Below are 18,628 nucleotides of genomic sequence, written 5' to 3' on the forward strand. Positions count from 1 at the left end.
GACACCGCCGTCCTGCGGGCCACCGGGGTCACCATGCGCTTCGGGGGCCTCACCGCCGTGCGCTCCGTCGACCTCACCGTCGACGCCGGCGAGATCGTCGGCCTCATCGGGCCCAACGGTGCGGGGAAGACCACCTTCTTCAACTGCCTCACCGGCCTCTACGTCCCCACCGAAGGGACCGTCGCCTACCGCGGCAGGGTCCTCCCGCCCAAACCCCACCTGGTCACCCGGGCCGGGATCGCCCGCACCTTCCAGAACATCCGGCTCTTCGCCCAGATGACCGTCCTGGAGAACGTGCTGGTCGGGCGGCACACCCGCACCAAGGAGGGGCTGTGGTCCGCCCTCCTGCGCGGGCCCGCGTTCACCCGGGCGGAGCGGGCCTCGGAGGAACGCTCGATGGAGCTCCTCGACTTCGTCGGACTCGCCCCCAAGCGCGACCACCTCGCCCGCAACCTCCCCTACGGGGAACAGCGCAAGCTCGAAATCGCCCGGGCGCTCGCCAGCGACCCCGGGCTGCTCCTGCTCGACGAGCCCACCGCCGGCATGAACCCGCAGGAGACCCGCGCCGCCGAGGAACTCGTCCTCGCCATCCGCGACCGGGGCACCGCCGTGCTCGTCATCGAGCACGACATGCGCTTCGTCTTCGGTCTCAGCGACCGGGTCGCCTGCCTGGTCCAGGGCGAAAAGCTGGTCGAGGGCGCCAGCGACGTCGTCCGACGCGACGAACGCGTCGTCGCCGCCTACCTCGGCACCCCGTACGAAGGGGCGCCCGAGGACCCGGCGGGCGCCGTCCCGGCCGGGGACGCCGAACCCGCCCGCGGCACCCGCGCCACCCGCCCGGAAGGGGACACCCCGTGACCGCGCTCCTGGACGTCAAGGACCTGAAGGTCGCCTACGGCAAGATCGAGGCCGTCAAGGGGATCTCCTTCACCGTGGACGCGGGGCAGGTCGTCACCCTGATCGGCACCAACGGCGCCGGCAAGACCACCACCCTGCGCACCATCTCGGGCCTGCTCAGACCGCTCGCCGGCAGCATCTCCTTCGCCGGCGTCCCGCTGGGCTCCATCCCCGCCCACGAGATCGTCGCCCTGGGCCTCGCCCACTCCCCCGAGGGCCGCCGCGTCTTCCCCCGCCTCACCGTCGAGGAGAACCTCCGACTCGGCGCGTTCCTGCGCGAGGACGTCGACGGGATAGACCGGGACGTCGCCCGGGCCTACGCCCTCTTCCCCGTCCTGGAGGAGCGCCGGGCGCAGGCCGCGGGCACCCTGTCCGGCGGCGAGCAACAGATGCTGGCCATGGGGCGGGCCCTGATGTCCCGGCCGAAGCTCCTCATGCTCGACGAGCCCTCCATGGGGCTCTCGCCGATCATGATGCAGAAGATCATGGCGACCATCGTCGAGCTGAAGGCCCTGGGCACCACGATCCTGCTGGTGGAGCAGAACGCCCGGGCCGCGCTCTCCCTCGCCGACCGGGGCTACGTCATGGAGACCGGACGGATCGTCCTCTCCGGCTCCGGAGCGGAGCTGCTCCACGACGAGTCCGTCCGCAAGGCGTACCTGGGCGAGGACTGAAGCGCGCGCCCCGTCCTCGGCCACGGCACGCAGGAGGCCCGCCGCCCGGGCGCCCACCCGGGTGACGGGCCCTCACCGGCGCGCGCGACGGCCGTCGCGACCGCCCCACACGCCCCGGGACGCCTACTGCTGCTTCTCCTTGGCCGCACGGCGCTCCCGGCCGTCCTCGATCACGGCCTCCGCGACCTCGCGCATCGACAGTCTGCGGTCCATGGACGTCTTCTGGATCCAGCGGAACGCGGCCGGCTCGGTCAGCCCGTACTCGGTCTGGAGCACCGACTTGGCCCGGTCCACCAGCTTGCGGGTCTCCAGCCGTTGGGTGAGGTCGGCAACCTCCTGCTCCAGGGTTTGCAGCTCCGTGAAGCGCGAGACCGCCATCTCGATGGCCGGCACGACGTCGCTCTTGCTGAACGGCTTGACCAGGTAGGCCATGGCCCCGGCGTCGCGCGCCCGTTCCACCAGGTCCCGCTGGGAGAACGCGGTGAGCATCAGCACCGGGGCGATGGACTCCCCGGCGATGCGCTCGGCCGCGGAGATGCCGTCCAGCTTGGGCATCTTCACGTCGAGGATCACCAGGTCCGGGCGGAGTTCCTGGGCGAGGGCCACGGCCGTCTCGCCGTCGCCCGCCTCGCCGACCACGCTGTAGCCCTCTTCCTCCAGCATCTCTTTGAGGTCGAGGCGGATCAGCGCCTCGTCCTCGGCGATGACCACACGGGTCGTCAGCGGAGGCACGTGCGACTTGTCGTCGTCTGCTTCGGGCTGGGGTGGCTCGGGGGCGGTCACCTGGGGCTCCTCATGACGGGCCTGTTCTCGTGGTTGTGCAGCCTACCCAGCAGCGGGGAAGCCCGCCGACCCGGTATGCTGCTCGGGTGCTCGGCCGGGTTGGCGGAATGGCAGACGCTGATGTCTCAAACACATCTGTCCGAAAGGGCGTGCGGGTTCGAATCCCGCACCCGGCACTCCTGAAGCGGAAGCTCACCTTCGTGTGAACTTCCGCTTTTTCGCTACCCAAGACGCCGTTCCGTCACGCAGAGTAGCCGCATGGACCTTCTCTGCACGGGCGTTCGACGAAGCGCACCTTCCCGCCGCGAGGGCGGCAACGACGGCCGTTCCGGACGCGCCGGACGGGCGCTCCGGAGGCCCCGGGGCCGCCCCGGGCGGCTCCGGAACGGGGCGCGTGCGCCGGGGCGGAGGGGTACGCACCCCGGCCCGGTCCGGACGACCGGGCGGGAGGCGTCGTTCACGCGTGTCGATCAGGACGGGTTGTCACCGATGTGGTGGACGCGGACCAGGTTGGTGAAGCCCGCGACCCCGGGCGGGGAACCCGCAGTGATCACCACCGTGTCACCGCGTTGGCAGCGACCGATCCTCAGGAGCTGCTCGTCCACCTGCTCGACCATGGCGTCGGTGGAATCGACCCGGGGCCCGAGGAAGGTCTCCACGCCCCAGGTGAGATTGAGTTGGGAGCGGGTCGCCGCGTCGGGCGTGAAGGCGAGCAGCGGGATCGGCGAGCGGTACCGGGAAAGACGCCTGACGGTGTCGCCGGACTGCGTGAAGGCGACGAGGAACTTGGCGCCGAGGAAGTCGCCGATCTCCGCGGCCGCACGGGCGACCGCCCCGCCCTGGGTGCGCGGCTTGTTGGCCTCGCTCAGCGGCGGCAGCCCCTTGGCGAGGAGGTCCTCCTCGGCGGCCTCGACGATCCGCGCCATGGTCCGCACCGTCTCGATCGGGTACTTCCCGACGCTGGTCTCGCCGGAGAGCATCACCGCATCGGTGCCGTCGATGACGGCGTTGGCCACGTCGGACGCCTCCGCCCGGGTGGGACGGGAGTTCTCGATCATCGAGTCCAGCATCTGGGTGGCCACGATGACGGGCTTGGCATTGCGCCGGGCGATTTTGACGGCACGCTTTTGGACGAGGGGGACTTGCTCCAGGGGCATTTCGACGCCGAGGTCACCCCGGGCCACCATGAGGCCGTCGAATGCGGCGACGATGTCGTCCAGGTTGTCGACCGCCTGGGGCTTTTCGATTTTGGCGATGACCGGGACGAAACGGCCCTCTTCTTTCATAATGCGGTGGACGTCCCTGATGTCCTGTCCGCTCCGCACGAAGGAAAGGGCGATGACGTCGAAACCGGTACGCAGCGCCCAGCGGAGGTCTTCCTGGTCCTTGGTGGAGAGGGCGGGCACCGAGACGGCGACACCGGGGAGGTTGAGGCCCTTGTGGTCGGAGACCATGCCGCCCTCGATGACGGTGGTGCGCACCCGAGGACCATCGACGGCGACGACCTCCAGGGTCACCTTGCCGTCGTCCACCAGGATGCGTTCACCGGGGGTGACGTCGGCGGCGAGGCCGTCGTACGTGGTCCCGCAGGTGTGGCGGTCCCCTTCGACTCCATCCTCGACGGTGATGGTGAAGGCGTCCCCGCGCTCCAGGAGCACCGGGCCTTCGAGGAAGCGGCCGAGCCGGATCTTGGGACCTTGGAGGTCCGCGAGGAGCCCGACGCTGCGTCCGGTCTCCTCGGCCGCCTTGCGGACGCGCTGGTAGCGCTCCTCGTGTTCGGCGTAAGACCCATGACTGAGGTTGAAACGGGCAACGTCCATTCCGACCTCGACCAGTGCCTTGATCTGGTCGTACGAGTCAGTGGCGGGGCCCAGAGTACAGACGATTTTTGCTCGGCGCATGGTTCGAGCCTAGGGCTTACCGGCGGGTAGGAAATTGGTATCCGGTGACTGCCCAACATCCTTTCCATGAAAGGGTTTTAACGACTGTCGAATTGTGCAGAGGGGCGCTCCGATGAGCATTTACTCGCGTCCATGACCAGCCTCGCACCGGGAGGCACGGGGCAGGGGCCCACGCTCCCGGAAGGGCCCGGACCGCGGCGAGCGGTGCGGCTCAGCGGGGCGCGCCCTGTGAGCGGGAGCGGACGGGGACCAGTCCGAAGGTGGTGAACGCGGTGCGGGCGGGCAGGGGATAGGGGTTCTTGCCGGTGAGGTCGTTGAGGATGGTGGCGCCGCGCCAAGCGGCGAGTCCGAGGTCGGGGGTGCCGACGCCGTGCGTGTGGCGTTCCGCGTTCTGGACGTAGACGTGGCGGCCCGGGCCGACCACGGACGGGTCGAGCACCAGCCGTTGGTGCCGGTCGACGCGGAGGCGTCCGGTCTCGTCGTGGCGCAGCAGGGGGACGAGGTCCGCGAGGACCGGGCCGAGGGGGCGCTCGCGGTAGCCGGTGGCGAGGACCACCGCATCGGTGGCGAGCCGACTGTGGCGGTGTTGCTGCCGGTGCTCCAGGTGGAGGGCGATCCGTGCGTCGGCGAGGCGTTCGACGGAGCGGACCTCGACCGCGGGGGTGAGGACGACGTCGGGCCAACCGCCGTGCAGGGTACGGCGGTAGAGCTCCTCGTGGATGGCACTGATGGTCTCGGTGTCGATGCCCTTGTGGAGTTGCCACTGCCGGGGCACGAGGGCCTCGCGGACGGACGCGGGGAGCCCGTGGAAGTAGCGGGTGTAGTCGGGGGTGAAGTGTTCGAGGCCGAGTTTGGAGTACTCCATGGGGGCGAACGCCTCGGTGCGGGCGAGCCAGTGGAGGCGTTCGCGACCGGGGGGCCGCTGCCGCAGGAGGTCGAGGAAGACCTCGGCGCCGGACTGGCCGGAGCCGATGACGGTGAGGTGGTCGGCGGTGGCGAGGCGTGCGCGGTGGGTGAGGTAGTCGGCGGCGTGGTGGACGGCCACCGCGGGGTCGTCGGCCAGGGGGCGCAGGGGCTCGGGGACGTGGGGCGCGGTGCCGATGCCGAGGGCGACGTTCTTGGCCCGGGCGCGCTCGCGGGACAGGGGGCGGCCGTCCGGGTCGAGGCGGGTGAGCCCGACGTCGAAGAGGGCGTCCGCACGGTTCCAGCGGACGGAGTCGACGCGGTGGCCGAAGCGGAGGCTGGGGAGTCCTTCGCTGACCCAGCGGCAGTAGGCGTCGTACTCGGTGCGGTGGATGTGGAAGCGCTCGGCGAAGTAGAAGGGGAAGAGGCGCTCGTGGGCGCGGAGGTAATGGAGGAAGGTCCAGGGGTTCGCCGGGTCGACGAGGGTGACGAGGTCGGCGAGGAAGGGGACCTGGAGGGTGGCTCCGTCGAGCAGCAGACCGGGGTGCCAGTGGAAGGCGGGGCGCTGGTCGTAGAAGACGGCGTCCAGGGTGGTGAGGGGGTGGGCGAGGGCAGCGAGGGAGAGGTTGAAGGGGCCGATGCCGATGCCGATGAGGTCGCGGGGGGTGGCGGACTCCGGCCGGGGGCTCGGCGGGGCGGAGGACCGGACGGGTGCGGGGGACGCGGGGCGCGGGGGCGTCGGGGCGGGGGCCATGGGGGTGTCCTTGTGCCGGGGCGGGGGTCGGTTCCTCCCGGTCGGGGGTGGCCTGGGTGCGGGGGTGGTGCGGCGGGGACACGGCGCCCGGGCGGGAGGGCGCCCGCTCGACGGGCGCAGCGTGTTCATCCTGGCGCGCGGGGCGAGGCGCCCGGGGCGATGTGCGGGCGGGGAACCCGAAAGAGTTACCGCGGGTGGACACGGGCCGCCGGCGGCCCGCGCGCCGCGGGGCGGAGCGCGGCTGCCGCGCCCGGTGGGGCGCGGCAGCCGTGGGGGCGGGGTGGTCCCGGTGCCGTCAGGCGCTGCGGATGCGGAGGGCGCGGGCGAGGTCGTCGAGTTGGTCCGCGAGCCGACGGTGCAGGGCCGGGGTGGTCTCGGGATCGGCGAGGCAGGCACGGCCGAGGGCGAGGGTGTCGGGGTCGACGGCGTGCACGGGGAAGCCGTGGTGGCCGACCGCGGTGGCGATCGCGGGTCCGCGGCGGGCGGAGAGCGCGATGGCCTCGGTGAAGTAGCGGGGGACGTAGTCCGCCACCAGATCGGCCTGTTCGGGCTGCCAGAAGCCCCGTGCGGTGGCGGTGAACAGGTAGTTGGAGAGCCGGTCGTCGGGGTGGAAGAGGGCCTCCCAGGCGGCCTGCTTGGACTCCGGGTCGGGCAGGGCGGCGCGGCAGAGCGCGGCGCCTTCCTGGCCGGTGGCGCTGGGGTCGCGGGCGAGTTCGGCGTCGATGGCGGCGTGGTCGGTCGCGCCGAGGACGGCGAGGCGGGCGAGGATGCGCCAGCGCAGTTCGGGGTCGAGTTCGGGGCCGCCGGGGACGGTGCCCTCGTCGAGCCAGTCGCCGATGGTGTCCGGGTGGGCGGCGGCGGAGATGAGGTGGCGGACCGCGGTCAGGCGCAGCCCCGGGTTGTCGCCGTCCTCGGTGCGGCGGATCAGCGCGCGGCAGATCCCGGTGACGGCGGTGAGCGCCTCGGGGCGCTGTTCGGGGGTGAGGTAGCGGTCCGCGATGTGGGTGGCGGCGAAGGTGAGGACGCCCTGGACGAGGGCCAGGTCGGTCTCGGCGGGCAGGTGGGCGGCGGCGGTGACGAGGTAGGCGGCGGGTTCGAGGTCGCCGTCGCGGACCATGTCGCGCAGCGCGTTCCACAGGACGGCGCGGGCGAGCGGGTCGGGCACTGCGGAGAGCGCGCGCAGCGCGGTTTCCTCGGAGTCGGTGTCGAGGCGGAGCTTGGCGTAGGTGTGGTCCTGGTCGTTGGGGAGGACGAGGGCCGGCCGGACCCCGGTGCGGGTGGTGGGGGCGTCCTGCGGGAGGTCGACGTCCAGCCGTTCGCGCAGGACGAGGGCGTCCGTGTCGTTGAGGTCGCGGTCGTAGACGCCGACGGTCACCCGGTGCGGGCGGCTGCCGTCCCGGTCGAGGGCGAGGGACCAGGTGCCCGGCTTGGCGGTGACGGCGGCGGTGAGGGTGTCGACCCCGGTGGTGCGCAGCCAGGCGTCGGCCCATCCGTGGACGTCGCGTTCGGTGGCGCTGGCGACGGAGTCCAGGAAGTCGGCGAGGGTGGCGTTGCCGAACTTGTGGCGGGCGAAGTGGGTGTTGATGCCGGCGAGGAAGTCCTTCTCGCCGAGCCAGGCGACGAGCTGGCGCAGGGCGGAGGCGCCCTTGGCGTAGGAGATGCCGTCGAAGTTGAGCAGGGCGGAGGCGGTGTCGTCGACGGCGTCGGGGGCGACGGGGTGGGTGGTGGGGCGCTGGTCGGCGTCGTACCCCCAGGCCTTGCGGGCCACGCCGAAGTCGACCCAGGTGTGGGTGAAGCGGGTGCACTCGGTGAGCGTCTGGTAGCCCATGTACTCGGCGAACGACTCGTTCAGCCAGATGTCGTCCCACCACTTGAGGGTGACCAGGTCGCCGAACCACATGTGCGCCATCTCGTGGGCGATGACCATGGCGCGGGTCTGCCGCTCGGTCTCCGTGACGGCGGAGCGGTAGACGAACTCGTCGCGGAAGGTGACGAGGCCGGGGTTCTCCATGGCGCCGGCGTTGAACTCGGGGACGAACGCCTGGTCGTAGGAGTCGAAGGGGTAGGGCTCCTCGAACTTCTCGTGGTAACGGTCGAAGAGGGCCTTGGTGAGGTCGAGGATCTCGTCGGCGTCGGGGTCGAGGTAGGGGCCCAGGGAGCGACGGCAGTGGATGCCGAAGGGCAGGCCGCGGTGCTCGGTGCGGACGCTGTGCCAGGGTCCGGCGGCGACGGCGACGAGGTAGGTGGAGATGCGGGGGGTGGTGGCGGCGGTCCAGCGGCCGTCGCCGTGGTCGGTGGTGACGGTGTTGGCGAGGACGGTCCAGCCGTCCGGGGCCGTCACGGTCAGGTCGAAGGTCGCTTTCAGGTCGGGCTGGTCGAAGGCGGCGTAGACGCGCTGGACGTCGTCGAGGAAGAGCTGGCTGTAGACGTAGGTCTCGCCGTCGCTGGGGTCCGTGAAACGGTGCATGCCCTCGCCGGTGTGGCTGTAGCGCATGGTGGCGGTGACGGTGAGCTCGTGGGGGCCCTCGGCGAGGGTGAGGGGGAGCCGGTTGTCGTCGAGGGTGGCGGGGTCCAGCGGGGTCCCGTCCAGGGTGGCGGAGTGCAGGTCCACGGGCTTCAGCTCGACGAAGGTGTCCGCGTCCGCGCGGGAGACGAAACGGATGACCGTGCGGGAGGCGAAGGTGTCGTCGCCGGTGGTGAGGTCCAGTTCGACGGTGTAGTGCTGGACGTCGAGGAGCTTGGCTCGGTTGTGCGCTTCGTCGCGCGTCAGTACGGACATGCAGCACATGCTGCACGATGCACGGCCCGCGGCACAGGGCAGCCGTCCGCTCCGGGCGGTTCTGCGGCACTTGTACCGTTGTTCAGCAGGGCGCGGGAGCGATTCGGGGGAGGTGCGCGGGCGCCGCCTGCGCCGGGGTGCCGGTCGGGCGGATCCGGGCGGGCGGGACGGTGGCGCGGCCCCGTCCGGGTCGGACGGACCCGGGCCCGGGCTGCCGGGGCGGGTGACCCGGGGGCGGCCGTCGGCGGCGGGCCGGGGTCAGCGGGTGTCGGCGATCTGTTCGTGGTGGCGGATGACCTCGGCGATGATGAAGTTGAGCAGCTTCTCCGCGAAGGCCGGGTCGAGCTTGGCGTTCTCGGCCAGGCTGCGCAGCCGGGTGATCTGTGCGGCCTCACGGGCCGGATCGGCCGGCGGCAGGTGGTGGGCGGCCTTGAGGACGCCCACCTGCTGGGTGCACTTGAAGCGCTCCGCGAGCATGTGGACGACGGCGGCGTCGATGTTGTCGATGCTGTCCCGCAGGCGGGCGAGTTCGGCCTGCACGTCCGCTTCGACGGTGCCGGAGCCCGGACGGTCGTGCTGGTGATCGGTGTCGCTGGTGGTCATGGTGGATCACCCTACGGTGCGAGGGGCCGGCGCCGGGCGCGGCCCCGCCCGGCGCCACGGGGGCGGGGGGCGGGGCCGCACGGCGGCGGCTGAGGGGGCTACAGGGCGGCGGCGGCCGCGGCGATCTCCGCGGCGAAGGCGGACACTTCGGTGTACACCCCGGGGTAGCCCGGTCGGGCGCACCCCTGGCCCCAGCTCACGATGCCGACCTGGATCCACTGACCGACCGCGTCCCGGCGGAACATGGGCCCGCCGGAGTCTCCCTGGCAGGTGTCGACGCCGCCGGTCTGCACGTACCCGGCGCACAGTTCCTCTTCGGGCACCAGGGAGGAGCCGTACGCCTGCTGGCAGACGGCGTCGCTGACGTGGGGCACCTCCGCCTTGAGCAGGTACCGCTGCTGGGCGCCGCCCTCCCGGGCCGAGCCCCAGCCGGCGACGGTGAAGGTCCCGGTGTCGTACTCGGGGGTGGTCGCGGTCGCCAGGGTGGGCAGGGCGACGGGCCGGTCCAGTTTGACCAGGGCCCAGTCCTTGCCGTAGCCGAAGTAGCCGGGGGCCTGGAGCACCTCGGTGGAGCGCGCCGTGACGGCGCGCGGGTCCTGGAGGTCGACGACTCCGGCGGTGGCGGTGATGGACGTGTTCGGCCCCGAGCCGCTGACGCAGTGGGCGGCGGTGAGGACGATCTGCTGGGTGTACAGCGAACCGCCGCAGCCCATCGAGAGCCGGACCATGAACGGGAACTCGCCCTGGGCCGCCCGGGTGCCGCCGACGACGGGCGAGGGGGTCGCCTGGGCGGGTCCGGGGAGTTGGAGGGAGACGGCGGCGAGGAGGACCGCGCCGATCGCTATCAGCCGTCTGGCGCCCGGCAGGGTCTTCAGGAGCTTCACGGTGCGTCCTTTCGTGGGGGGCGCCGGGCGGCCGCTGCCGCACCGGCGACGGCGGGACCCCGTCCGCCGGTCGTCGACCGCGCCCCGACATGACATGTACCCGCCAATACACTGGGGAGTATGGGGACCGCCGGCACCCGCCACAAGGACCCGGTTCCGGACAGTGGCCGCGCCGGCGACCCGGACCCACCTACAGTGGAAACCGGTTCGGTGTCGGCAGGGGGTCCGGACGTGGCGAACGGCTCAACGGTCGAACACGGCTACCCGCACCTGGGCACCGTGCGGGCGGCGATCACCGCGCTGCACCGGCACCTGCCCCCCGGGGCGCTCCACGCCTTCGCCACCAGCGTGACCCCGCTGGACGTGGCGTTCGACGACGCGGAGGACCTGCTGCCGGGGGCGCAGCGGGTGGCCCGGGACATGGTGCACCACTACGGGCTGCCGGACGCCCGACTGGTCATCGCCTTCCGGGCGATGGACCGGGCGGCGACCGTGGAGCTCGGCGACGGGCCCGTGTACTCCGTCGAGCTGAACGAACGGTTCCGCCGCCACCGCCGGGACATCGGCGCGGCCCTCGCCCACGAGGTGGCCCATGTGTACCTCCACCGACTGGGCCTGGTCCTCCCGGACACCGGGGAGAACGAGGTCCTGGTGGACACCGCCGCCGCGTACCTGGGCGCCGGATGGCTGCTGCTGGACGCCTACCGGGTGGACGGCGTCTCCTCGCAGAAGCTCGGGTACCTCACGCCGGAGGAGTACGGGTACGTCCTGGCCAAACGGGCGCTGCTGTTCGGCGAGGACCCCTCGCCGTGGTTCACCAGCCCCCAGGCATACCCGGCGTACGTCCGGGGAGCGGCCCGGGCCCGGCACGACCGGCGACAGCCGCCGCTGGTCGGAGCCGGCTGGGCGGCCCGGCGCCGCTACGCGGCGGATCGCCGCCGGGCCGGGACCGGCCGAGCGGTCCCCTCCCCCGAGGACGCCTACCGCTTCGAGGGTCCTCCACCGCTGCGGGTGAACTTCGCCTGCCCCACCTGCCACCAACGGCTCAGGGTGCCCGTGCGGGGGCGGGTCCGGGCGCGCTGCGGACTGTGCCGGACGGTCCTGGAGTGCGACACCTGAGCCCGGCGGTCAGTGCGGGGGGAAGCCGCGCTGCCGGGCCGTCTCGTACAGCAGGACGGTCGCCGCGGCGGCGGCGTTCAGGGAGCTGGCGGCACCGCCGATCGGAATGGCGACCGTGGCGTCGCACAGCTCGCGCCAGGCCGCGCTCATCCCGGAGGTCTCGTTGCCGATCACGATCAGGGTCGGCCCGGTCAGGTCGGTGTCCGTGATGCCCGCCGAACCCCGCTCGTCGGTGCCGACGATCCGCAGCGGCACCCCGCGGGCCCGGACCCCGGCCGCCCAGCCGGCCACGTCCTGCGGGGACGGCACCCGCACCACGGGCACGGCGAACAGGGAGCCGGTGCTGGCCCGCAGGGACCTGGGGTCGTAGACGTCGGCGGCGTGCCCCGAGACGACGACCCCGTGGGCGCCGAAGGCGTCGGCGGAACGGATGAGGGTGCCGATGTTGCCCGGGGTGATGGGGCGGTCGAAGGCCACGCCCAGGAAGTCGGGGCCCGGCGCGATCCGGTCGAACCCGTCCTCCGGCATCGCGGCGACGGCCAGCAGTTCGGGGACGGTGTCCTCCTTGCCGCCGAGCTCGTGGAGCAGTTCCTCCGCCATGACCACCCGCGGGGTGTGGGCGGGCACCCGGTCGAGGACCTCGCGCGCCCAGCGGGACAGGCCCCGGTCGCCGGAGTGCAGCACCGCGCGCAGGGGCCAGTCGTGCTCCACGGCGAGCGTGATCGGCCGGACGCCCTGGACGAGGAACTCCCCGGCCCGTTGCCGCTTGGAGCGGTTGCCGAGGAGGGCCTGCCACTGCTGGAACCTGGCGTTGCGGGTGGTCACCCGTAGCGAACTCATGCGCCCCACTCTGCCACCGGCCCGGTGGCGGAAGGCACTCGGCGCCCGTTCCCCTCCGTCCGGTCGGGGACGTGGAGGGGAGGGCGCCGAGCTGTACCGCACGCCGTTGTGCGGAACGAACGGTGGCGACCGCGGCGCGGTCGCGGGACCTCAGGCGGTCAGGGCCCGGTCGGTGGGCCGCACCGGGGCGGGCAGGTCGCTGGCGCCGCCGAGGAAGCGGTCGACGCCCCGGGCCGCGGAGCGGCCCTCGGCGATCGCCCACACGATGAGCGACTGCCCGCGACCGGCGTCACCGGCGACGAACACCCCCGGCACGTTGGTCTGGTACTCCCCGTCGCGGGCGACGTTGCCCCGTGCGTCGAGCTCCAGTCCGAACTGGGCGACCAGCCCGTTCTCCTGGTCGGTGCCGGTGAAGCCCATCGCCAGGGTGACCAACTGGGCGGGCAGCGTCCGCTCGGTGCCGGGCTTCTGGACCAGCTTGCCGTCCACGAACTCGACCTCGACCAGGTGCAGCGCCTGGACGTTGCCGTCCTCGTCGCCCTCGAAGCGGGTGGTGGAGACGGAGTAGACCCGCTCGCCGCCCTCCTCGTGCGCCGAGGTCACCTTGTACAGCATGGGGAAGGTGGGCCAGGGCTGGTTCGCGTTCCGCTCCTCGCCGGGGCGCGGCATGATCTCCAGCTGGGTCACGGACAGCGCGCCCTGCCGGTGGGCGGTGCCGACGCAGTCGGCGCCGGTGTCGCCGCCGCCGATGACCACGACGTGCTTGCCCTCGGCGGTGATCGGCGGGGCGACGAAGTCGCCCTCCTGCACCTTGTTGGCGAGCGGCAGGTACTCCATCGCGAAGTGGACGCCGTTCAGCTCGCGCCCGGGCACGGGCAGGTCGCGGGAGACGGTGGCGCCGGCGGCGATGACGACGGCGTCGTAGCGCTTGCGCAGCTTCACCGCGTCGATGTCCCGACCCACCTCGACACCGGTGCGGAACTTGGTGCCCTCGGCGCGCATCTGCTCGACGCGCCGGTTGATGTGCCGCTTCTCCATCTTGAACTCGGGGATGCCGTACCGCAGGAGCCCGCCGATCCGGTCGGCGCGCTCGTAGACGGCGACGGTGTGCCCGGCCCGGGTGAGCTGCTGGGCGGCGGCGAGTCCGGCGGGACCGGACCCGATGACCGCCACGGTCTTGCCCGACAGGCGCTCGGGGGCCTGCGGGGCGACCCCGCCGTCCTCCCACGCCTTGTCGATGATGGAGACCTCGACGTTCTTGATGGTCACAGCGGGCTGGTTGATGCCGAGGACGCAGGCCGACTCACAGGGAGCCGGGCAGAGCCGACCGGTGAACTCCGGGAAGTTGTTGGTGGCGTGCAGCCGCTCGGAGGCGGCCTGCCAGTCCTCGCGGTAGGCGTAGTCGTTCCACTCGGGGATGAGGTTCCCCAGCGGGCAGCCGTTGTGGCAGAACGGGATCCCGCAGTCCATGCAGCGGCTCGCCTGGGTGCTGATGACGGGCAGCAGGGAGCCGGGGACGTAGACCTCGTTCCAGTCGCGCAGCCGCTCCTGCACCGGGCGGGAGCAGGCGACCTGGCGGCCGTGGTTCAGGAAGCCCTTCGGGTCAGCCATTGATCGCCGCCTCCATCATCTTCTCGGTGATCTCGGACTCGGGGAGTCCGGCTCGCTCGGCGGCGTCCTTGGCGGCGAGCACTGCCTTGTACGTGCTGGGGATGATCTTGCTGAAGCGCTCCGCGGCGGTGTCCCAGTCGGCGAGCAGCTTCTCGGCGACGGTGGAGCCGGTCTCCTCGTGGTGGCGGCGCACCACGTCGTGCAGCCACTGCCGGTCGGCCCCGTCCAGCGCCTCGACCGCACCGAGGTTGCCGGAGTTGACGTTGTCGCGGTCCAGGTCGATGACGTAGGCGACGCCGCCGGACATGCCCGCCGCGAAGTTGCGTCCGGTCTCGCCGAGGACGACCGCCTGTCCGCCGGTCATGTACTCGCAGCCGTGGTCGCCGACGCCCTCGGAGACGACCAGCGCGCCGGAGTTGCGGACGCAGAACCGTTCGCCGGTCCGACCGCGCAGGAACATCTCGCCGCCGGTGGCGCCGTAGCCGATGGTGTTGCCGGCGATGGTGGAGTACTCGGCCAGGTGGTCGGCCGAGCGGTCCGGCCGGACCACGATCCGGCCGCCGGACAGGCCCTTGCCGACGTAGTCGTTGGCGTCGCCCTCCAGCCGCAGGGTGACTCCGTGCGGCAGGAACGCGCCGAAGGACTGGCCCGCGGAACCCGTGAAGGTGATGTCGACGGTGTCGTCGGGCAGGCCCGCGCCGCCGAAGGCCCGGGTGACCTCGTGGCCCAGCATGGTGCCGACCGTGCGGTTGATGTTGCGGATCGCGACCCGCGCCCGGACCGGGGCGGCCTCCTCCCGGGAGGGGGCGGCGAGCGCGTCGGCGGCGATCCTGATCAGCTCGTTGTCGAGGGCCTTCGCCAGCCCGTGGTCCTGCTCGACGAGCTGGTGCCGGACGGCGCCCTCGGGCAGCTCCGGGACGTGGAAGAGCGGGGCCAGGTCCAGGCCCTGGGCCTTCCAGTGGTCGACGGCGCGGCCGACGTCCAGCGCCTCCGCGTGGCCGACGGCCTCCTCGACGGAGCGGAAGCCCAGCTCGGCGAGGATCTCGCGGACCTCCTCGGCGATGAACTCGAAGAAGTTGACGACGAACTCGGGCTTGCCGGAGAACCGGTCCCGCAGCACCGGGTTCTGGGTGGCGATGCCGACCGGGCAGGTGTCGAGGTGGCAGACGCGCATCATGACGCAGCCGGAGACCACCAGCGGCGCGGTCGCGAAGCCGAACTCCTCGGCGCCGAGCAGCGCGGCGATGACCACGTCGCGGCCGGTCTTGAGCTGGCCGTCGGTCTGCACGACGATGCGGTCCCGCAACCCGTTGAGCAGCAGCGTCTGCTGGGTCTCGGCGAGGCCCAGCTCCCAGGGGCCGCCCGCGTGCTTGAGCGAGGTGAGCGGTGAGGCGCCGGTGCCTCCGTCGTGGCCGGAGATCAGGACGACGTCCGCGTGGGCCTTGGAGACGCCCGCGGCGACCGTGCCGACGCCGACCTCGGAGACCAGCTTCACGTGGATGCGGGCCTTCGGGTTGGCGTTCTTCAGGTCGTGGATGAGCTGGGCGAGGTCCTCGATGGAGTAGATGTCGTGGTGCGGCGGCGGGGAGATCAGCCCCACGCCCGGGGTGGAGTGCCGGGTCTTGGCCACCCACGGGTAGACCTTGTGGCCGGGCAGCTGGCCGCCCTCGCCGGGCTTGGCGCCCTGCGCCATCTTGATCTGGATGTCGTCGGCGTTGACCAGGTACTCGGAGGTGACGCCGAAGCGGCCGGAGGCGACCTGCTTGATGGAGGAGCGGCGCGCCGGGTCGTACAGGCGCTCCGGGTCCTCCCCGCCCTCGCCGGTGTTGGACTTGCCGCCGAGTTGGTTCATCGCGACGGCGAGCGTCTCGTGCGCCTCGCGGGAGATGGACCCGTACGACATGGCGCCGGTGGAGAAGCGCTTGACGATCTCGGAGACGGGCTCGACCTCGTCCACCGGGACCGGGGCGCGTCCGCTGTCGAAGGCGAACAGGCCGCGCAGCGTCATCAACCGCTCGGACTGCTCGTTCACCCGGTCGGTGTACTGCTTGAAGATGTCGTAGCGACGGTTGCGGGTGGAGTGCTGGAGCCGGAACACGGTCTCCGGGTCGAACAGGTGCGGCTCGCCCTCGCGGCGCCACTGGTACTCGCCGCCGATCTCCAGCGCGCGGTGCGCGGGGGCGATCCCGGAGGCGGGGTACGCCTTGGCGTGCCGGGCGGCGACCTCCTTGGCGACGACGTCGATGCCGACGCCGCCGATCTTGGTGGCGGTGCCGTTGAAGTAGCGGTCGACGAACTCGTCGGAGAGCCCGACCGCCTCGAAGACCTGGGCGCCCCGGTAGGAGGCGACGGTCGAGATGCCCATCTTGGACATGACCTTGAGGACGCCCTTGCCGAGCGCGTGGATCAGGTTGCGGATCGCGGTCTCGGGCTCGCCGCCGGGCAGGAAGGTGCCGGCGCGGACCAGGTCCTCGACGGACTCCATGGCCAGGTACGGGTTGACGGCGGCGGCGCCGAAGCCGATGAGCAGCGCGACGTGGTGGACCTCGCGCACGTCGCCGGCCTCGACCAGCAGACCCACGTGGGTGCGCTGCTTGGTGCGGATGAGGTGGTGGTGCACGGCGGCGGTGAGCAGCAGCGAGGGGATCGGCGCGTGCTCGGCGTCGGAGTGCCGGTCGGAGAGCACGACCAGCCGGGCCCCGGCCTCGATCGCGGCGTCGGCCTCGGCGCAGACCGCGTCCAGCCGGGCGGCCAGGCCCTCGCCGCCGTCCGCGACCCGGTAGAGGCCGGAGAGCGTGACGGCCTTCATGCCGGGCATGTCGCCGTCGGCGTTGATGTGGATGAGCTTGGCCAGCTCGTCGTTGTCGATGACCGGGAACGGCAGGGTGACGTTGCGGCAGGACGCGGCGGTCGGGTCCAGGAGGTTGCCCTGCGGGCCCAGCGAGGAGCGCAGCGAGGTGACGAGCTCCTCGCGGATGGCGTCCAGCGGCGGGTTGGTGACCTGGGCGAAGAGCTGGGTGAAGTAGTCGAAGAGCAGCCGGGGCCGCTCGGAGAGGGCGGCGATGGGCGTGTCGGTGCCCATGGAGCCGATGGGCTCCGCGCCGGACTTCGCCATCGGGGCGAGCAGGACGCGCAGTTCCTCCTCGGTGTAGCCGAAGGTCTGCTGGCGACGGGTCACCGAGGCGTGGGTGTGCACGATGTGCTCGCGCTCGGGGAGGTCCGACAGCTCGATCTCGCCGGCCTCCAACCACTGGGCGTAGGGCTGTTCGGCGGCGAGGGCGGCCTTGATCTCGTCGTCCTCGATGATGCGGTGCTCAGCGGTGTCCACCAGGAACATCCGGCCGGGCTGGAGGCGGCCCTTGCGCACGACGCGGGCGGGGTCGATGTCCAGGACGCCCACCTCGGAACCGAGGACGACGAGTCCGTCCTCGGTCACCCAGTAGCGTCCGGGGCGCAGCCCGTTGCGGTCGAGCACGGCGCCGACCTGCACGCCGTCGGTGAAGGTCACGCAGGCGGGGCCGTCCCAGGGCTCCATCATCGTGGCGTGGTACTGGTAGAAGGCCCGGCGTGCGGGGTCCATGGAGGTGTGGTTCTCCCACGCCTCCGGGATCATCATCAGCACGCTGTGCGGCAGGGAGCGTCCGCCGAGGTGGAGCAGTTCCAGGACCTCGTCGAAGGAGGCCGAGTCGGAGGCGTCCGGGGTGCAGATCGGGAAGATCCGGTCGAGGGTGGCCCGGTCGCCGCCGAAGAGTTCCGAGGCGAGCTGCGATTCGCGGGCGCGCATCCAGTTACGGTTGCCCTTGACCGTGTTGATCTCGCCGTTGTGGGCGACGAACCGGTAGGGGTGCGCCAGCGGCCAGCTCGGGAAGGTGTTGGTGGAGAACCGGGAGTGCACCAGCGCGACGGCGCTGGCGAACCGGCGGTCCGACAGGTCGGGGAAGAAGGGTTCGAGCTGCCCGGTGGTCAGCATGCCCTTGTAGACGACGGTCCGCGCGGACAGCGAGGGGAAGTACACCCCGGCCTCGCGCTCGGCGCGCTTGCGCAGCACGAACGCCTTGCGGTCCAGGGCGATCCCGCTGCTGGTGCCGTCGGAGACGAAGAGCTGCCGGAAGGCCGGCATCGTGGAGCGGGCGGTGGCGCCGAGGAGCTGCGGCGCGACGGGCACCTCGCGCCAGCCGAGGACGGTCAGGCCCTCTTCGGCGGCGATGACGTCGATCCGCGCGGCGTGGGCGTCGGCGTCGTGCTCCGGCAGGAAGGCGATGCCGACCGCGTAGCCGCCCGCGTCGGGCAGCGGGAAGTCGGTGACCTCGCGCAGGAAGGCGTCGGGCACCTGGGTGAGGATGCCGGCGCCGTCGCCGGAGTCGGGCTCGGAGCCGGTGGCGCCGCGGTGCTCCAGGTTGCGCAGAACCGTGAGCGCCTGGTCGACCAGCGCGTGGCTCGCCTCGCCGGTGAGGGTGGCCACGAAGCCGACGCCACAGGCGTCGCGCTCGTTGCGCGGGTCGTACATCCCCTGGGCAGCGGGGCGAGCGTCCATGTGCGCCCAGGGGGCGCTCACGGGGAGCTGGGATGGCTGGCGCGGCGTACGCATCGGCACTCCCGTCGTCGTCGTGGCATGTATCCGGTGCCGAGGGACGACGTTGGCCCTCTGCGAAAAATTTCGTGCAGGTTACATGATGGAATGCTTCTCGAAAAGCGGATAACTCATTCCAACATGCGGACGCCCCGAGGGCCCGTGGAGGTGGTGCGGGCGTGGGACGCGGTGGCGGCGCGCGTCGACCGGCCCGGAGGGTTCTCGGGGCCATGGACGTCGGCGACTGTGGTTCGGGGGACCCGCGTGGGGTCGGGGCGGTGACCGTGCGGGCCACCGGAGGACGGGTGGG

At 72.2% G+C, this 18,628-nt stretch carries 12 protein-coding genes and 1 tRNA gene; 4 read left to right on the top strand and 9 right to left on the bottom strand.

What is annotated here, in order from left to right; translation table 11 throughout:
* Positions 1-33: 33 nt before the first annotated feature.
* Positions 34-858 (top strand): ABC transporter ATP-binding protein, encoded by an 825-nt coding sequence (locus ACSMX9_RS05010; protein ID WP_445402894.1) that lies wholly within the window; start codon positions 34-36, stop codon positions 856-858.
* A complete protein-coding gene (locus ACSMX9_RS05015) occupies positions 855-1,571 on the top strand; it encodes an ABC transporter ATP-binding protein (RefSeq protein ID WP_445400277.1) in 717 nt (238 codons plus the stop codon). Before ACSMX9_RS05010 ends, ACSMX9_RS05015 begins: the two co-directional genes overlap by 4 nt.
* Positions 1,572-1,694: 123 nt before the next feature.
* On the opposite strand, the gene ACSMX9_RS05020 is transcribed toward ACSMX9_RS05015, so the two are convergent.
* Entirely contained in the window at positions 1,695-2,354 is a 660-nt protein-coding gene (locus ACSMX9_RS05020) for an ANTAR domain-containing response regulator (protein ID WP_445400279.1), read from the bottom strand.
* Between the two features lie 93 nt (positions 2,355-2,447).
* Between ACSMX9_RS05020 and ACSMX9_RS05025 the strand changes: the two genes are divergently transcribed.
* Positions 2,448-2,530 (top strand) — tRNA-Leu (locus ACSMX9_RS05025).
* Positions 2,531-2,824: 294 nt separating this feature from the next.
* Here the strand turns inward: ACSMX9_RS05025 and pyk are convergent.
* The 5 genes from pyk to ACSMX9_RS05050 all read right to left on the bottom strand — a co-directional run bounded on the left by pyk (position 2,825) and on the right by ACSMX9_RS05050 (position 10,178).
* Positions 2,825-4,255, bottom strand: coding sequence for a pyruvate kinase (gene pyk, locus ACSMX9_RS05030; protein WP_445400281.1), 1,431 nt, complete (start codon positions 4,253-4,255; stop codon positions 2,825-2,827).
* A gap of 211 nt (positions 4,256-4,466) precedes the next feature.
* Complete coding sequence (locus tag ACSMX9_RS05035; RefSeq protein WP_445400283.1) at positions 4,467-5,912, bottom strand: lysine N(6)-hydroxylase/L-ornithine N(5)-oxygenase family protein; 1,446 nt, start codon at positions 5,910-5,912, stop codon at positions 4,467-4,469.
* Positions 5,913-6,207: 295 nt separating this feature from the next.
* Positions 6,208-8,700, bottom strand: a complete 2,493-nt coding sequence (gene pepN, locus ACSMX9_RS05040) for an aminopeptidase N (RefSeq protein ID WP_445400285.1) — start codon at positions 8,698-8,700, stop codon at positions 6,208-6,210.
* Between the two features lie 249 nt (positions 8,701-8,949).
* On the bottom strand, positions 8,950-9,294 hold the full coding sequence (locus ACSMX9_RS05045) for a chorismate mutase (RefSeq protein ID WP_351246880.1): 345 nt from the start codon (positions 9,292-9,294) through the stop codon (positions 8,950-8,952).
* Between the two features lie 98 nt (positions 9,295-9,392).
* Positions 9,393-10,178 (bottom strand): S1 family peptidase, encoded by a 786-nt coding sequence (locus ACSMX9_RS05050; RefSeq protein ID WP_445400287.1) that lies wholly within the window; start codon positions 10,176-10,178, stop codon positions 9,393-9,395.
* A gap of 231 nt (positions 10,179-10,409) precedes the next feature.
* Between ACSMX9_RS05050 and ACSMX9_RS05055 the strand changes: the two genes are divergently transcribed.
* Positions 10,410-11,297, top strand: coding sequence for a hypothetical protein (locus ACSMX9_RS05055; RefSeq protein WP_445400289.1), 888 nt, complete (start codon positions 10,410-10,412; stop codon positions 11,295-11,297).
* Positions 11,298-11,306: 9 nt separating this feature from the next.
* Here ACSMX9_RS05055 and ACSMX9_RS05060 read toward each other — a convergent pair whose 3' ends face one another.
* The 3 genes from ACSMX9_RS05060 to gltB form a co-directional block, all read right to left on the bottom strand.
* A complete protein-coding gene (locus ACSMX9_RS05060; protein ID WP_366117637.1) occupies positions 11,307-12,137 on the bottom strand; it encodes a TrmH family RNA methyltransferase in 831 nt (276 codons plus the stop codon).
* A gap of 150 nt (positions 12,138-12,287) precedes the next feature.
* Positions 12,288-13,748, bottom strand: a complete 1,461-nt coding sequence (locus ACSMX9_RS05065; RefSeq protein WP_445400291.1) for a glutamate synthase subunit beta — start codon at positions 13,746-13,748, stop codon at positions 12,288-12,290.
* Entirely contained in the window at positions 13,741-18,255 is a 4,515-nt protein-coding gene (gene gltB, locus ACSMX9_RS05070) for a glutamate synthase large subunit (RefSeq protein ID WP_445402895.1), read from the bottom strand. The genes ACSMX9_RS05065 and gltB overlap by 8 nt, the downstream gene beginning before the upstream one ends.
* Positions 18,256-18,628: the final 373 nt, after the last annotated feature.

The organism is Streptomyces sp. LE64, assembly GCF_052606915.1.

Coding starts and splice junctions, on each gene's coding strand:
- ACSMX9_RS05010 (WP_445402894.1), top strand. CDS start 34: ATGCGCTTCGGGGGCCTCACCGCCGTGCGCTCCGTCGACCTCACCGTC.
- pyk (WP_445400281.1), bottom strand. CDS start 4,255: ATGCGCCGAGCAAAAATCGTCTGTACTCTGGGCCCCGCCACTGACTCG.
- ACSMX9_RS05035 (WP_445400283.1), bottom strand. CDS start 5,912: ATGGCCCCCGCCCCGACGCCCCCGCGCCCCGCGTCCCCCGCACCCGTC.
- pepN (WP_445400285.1), bottom strand. CDS start 8,700: ATGTGCTGCATGTCCGTACTGACGCGCGACGAAGCGCACAACCGAGCC.
- ACSMX9_RS05045 (WP_351246880.1), bottom strand. CDS start 9,294: ATGACCACCAGCGACACCGATCACCAGCACGACCGTCCGGGCTCCGGC.
- ACSMX9_RS05060 (WP_366117637.1), bottom strand. CDS start 12,137: ATGAGTTCGCTACGGGTGACCACCCGCAACGCCAGGTTCCAGCAGTGG.
- ACSMX9_RS05065 (WP_445400291.1), bottom strand. CDS start 13,748: ATGGCTGACCCGAAGGGCTTCCTGAACCACGGCCGCCAGGTCGCCTGC.
- gltB (WP_445402895.1), bottom strand. CDS start 18,255: ATGTACGACCCGCGCAACGAGCGCGACGCCTGTGGCGTCGGCTTCGTG.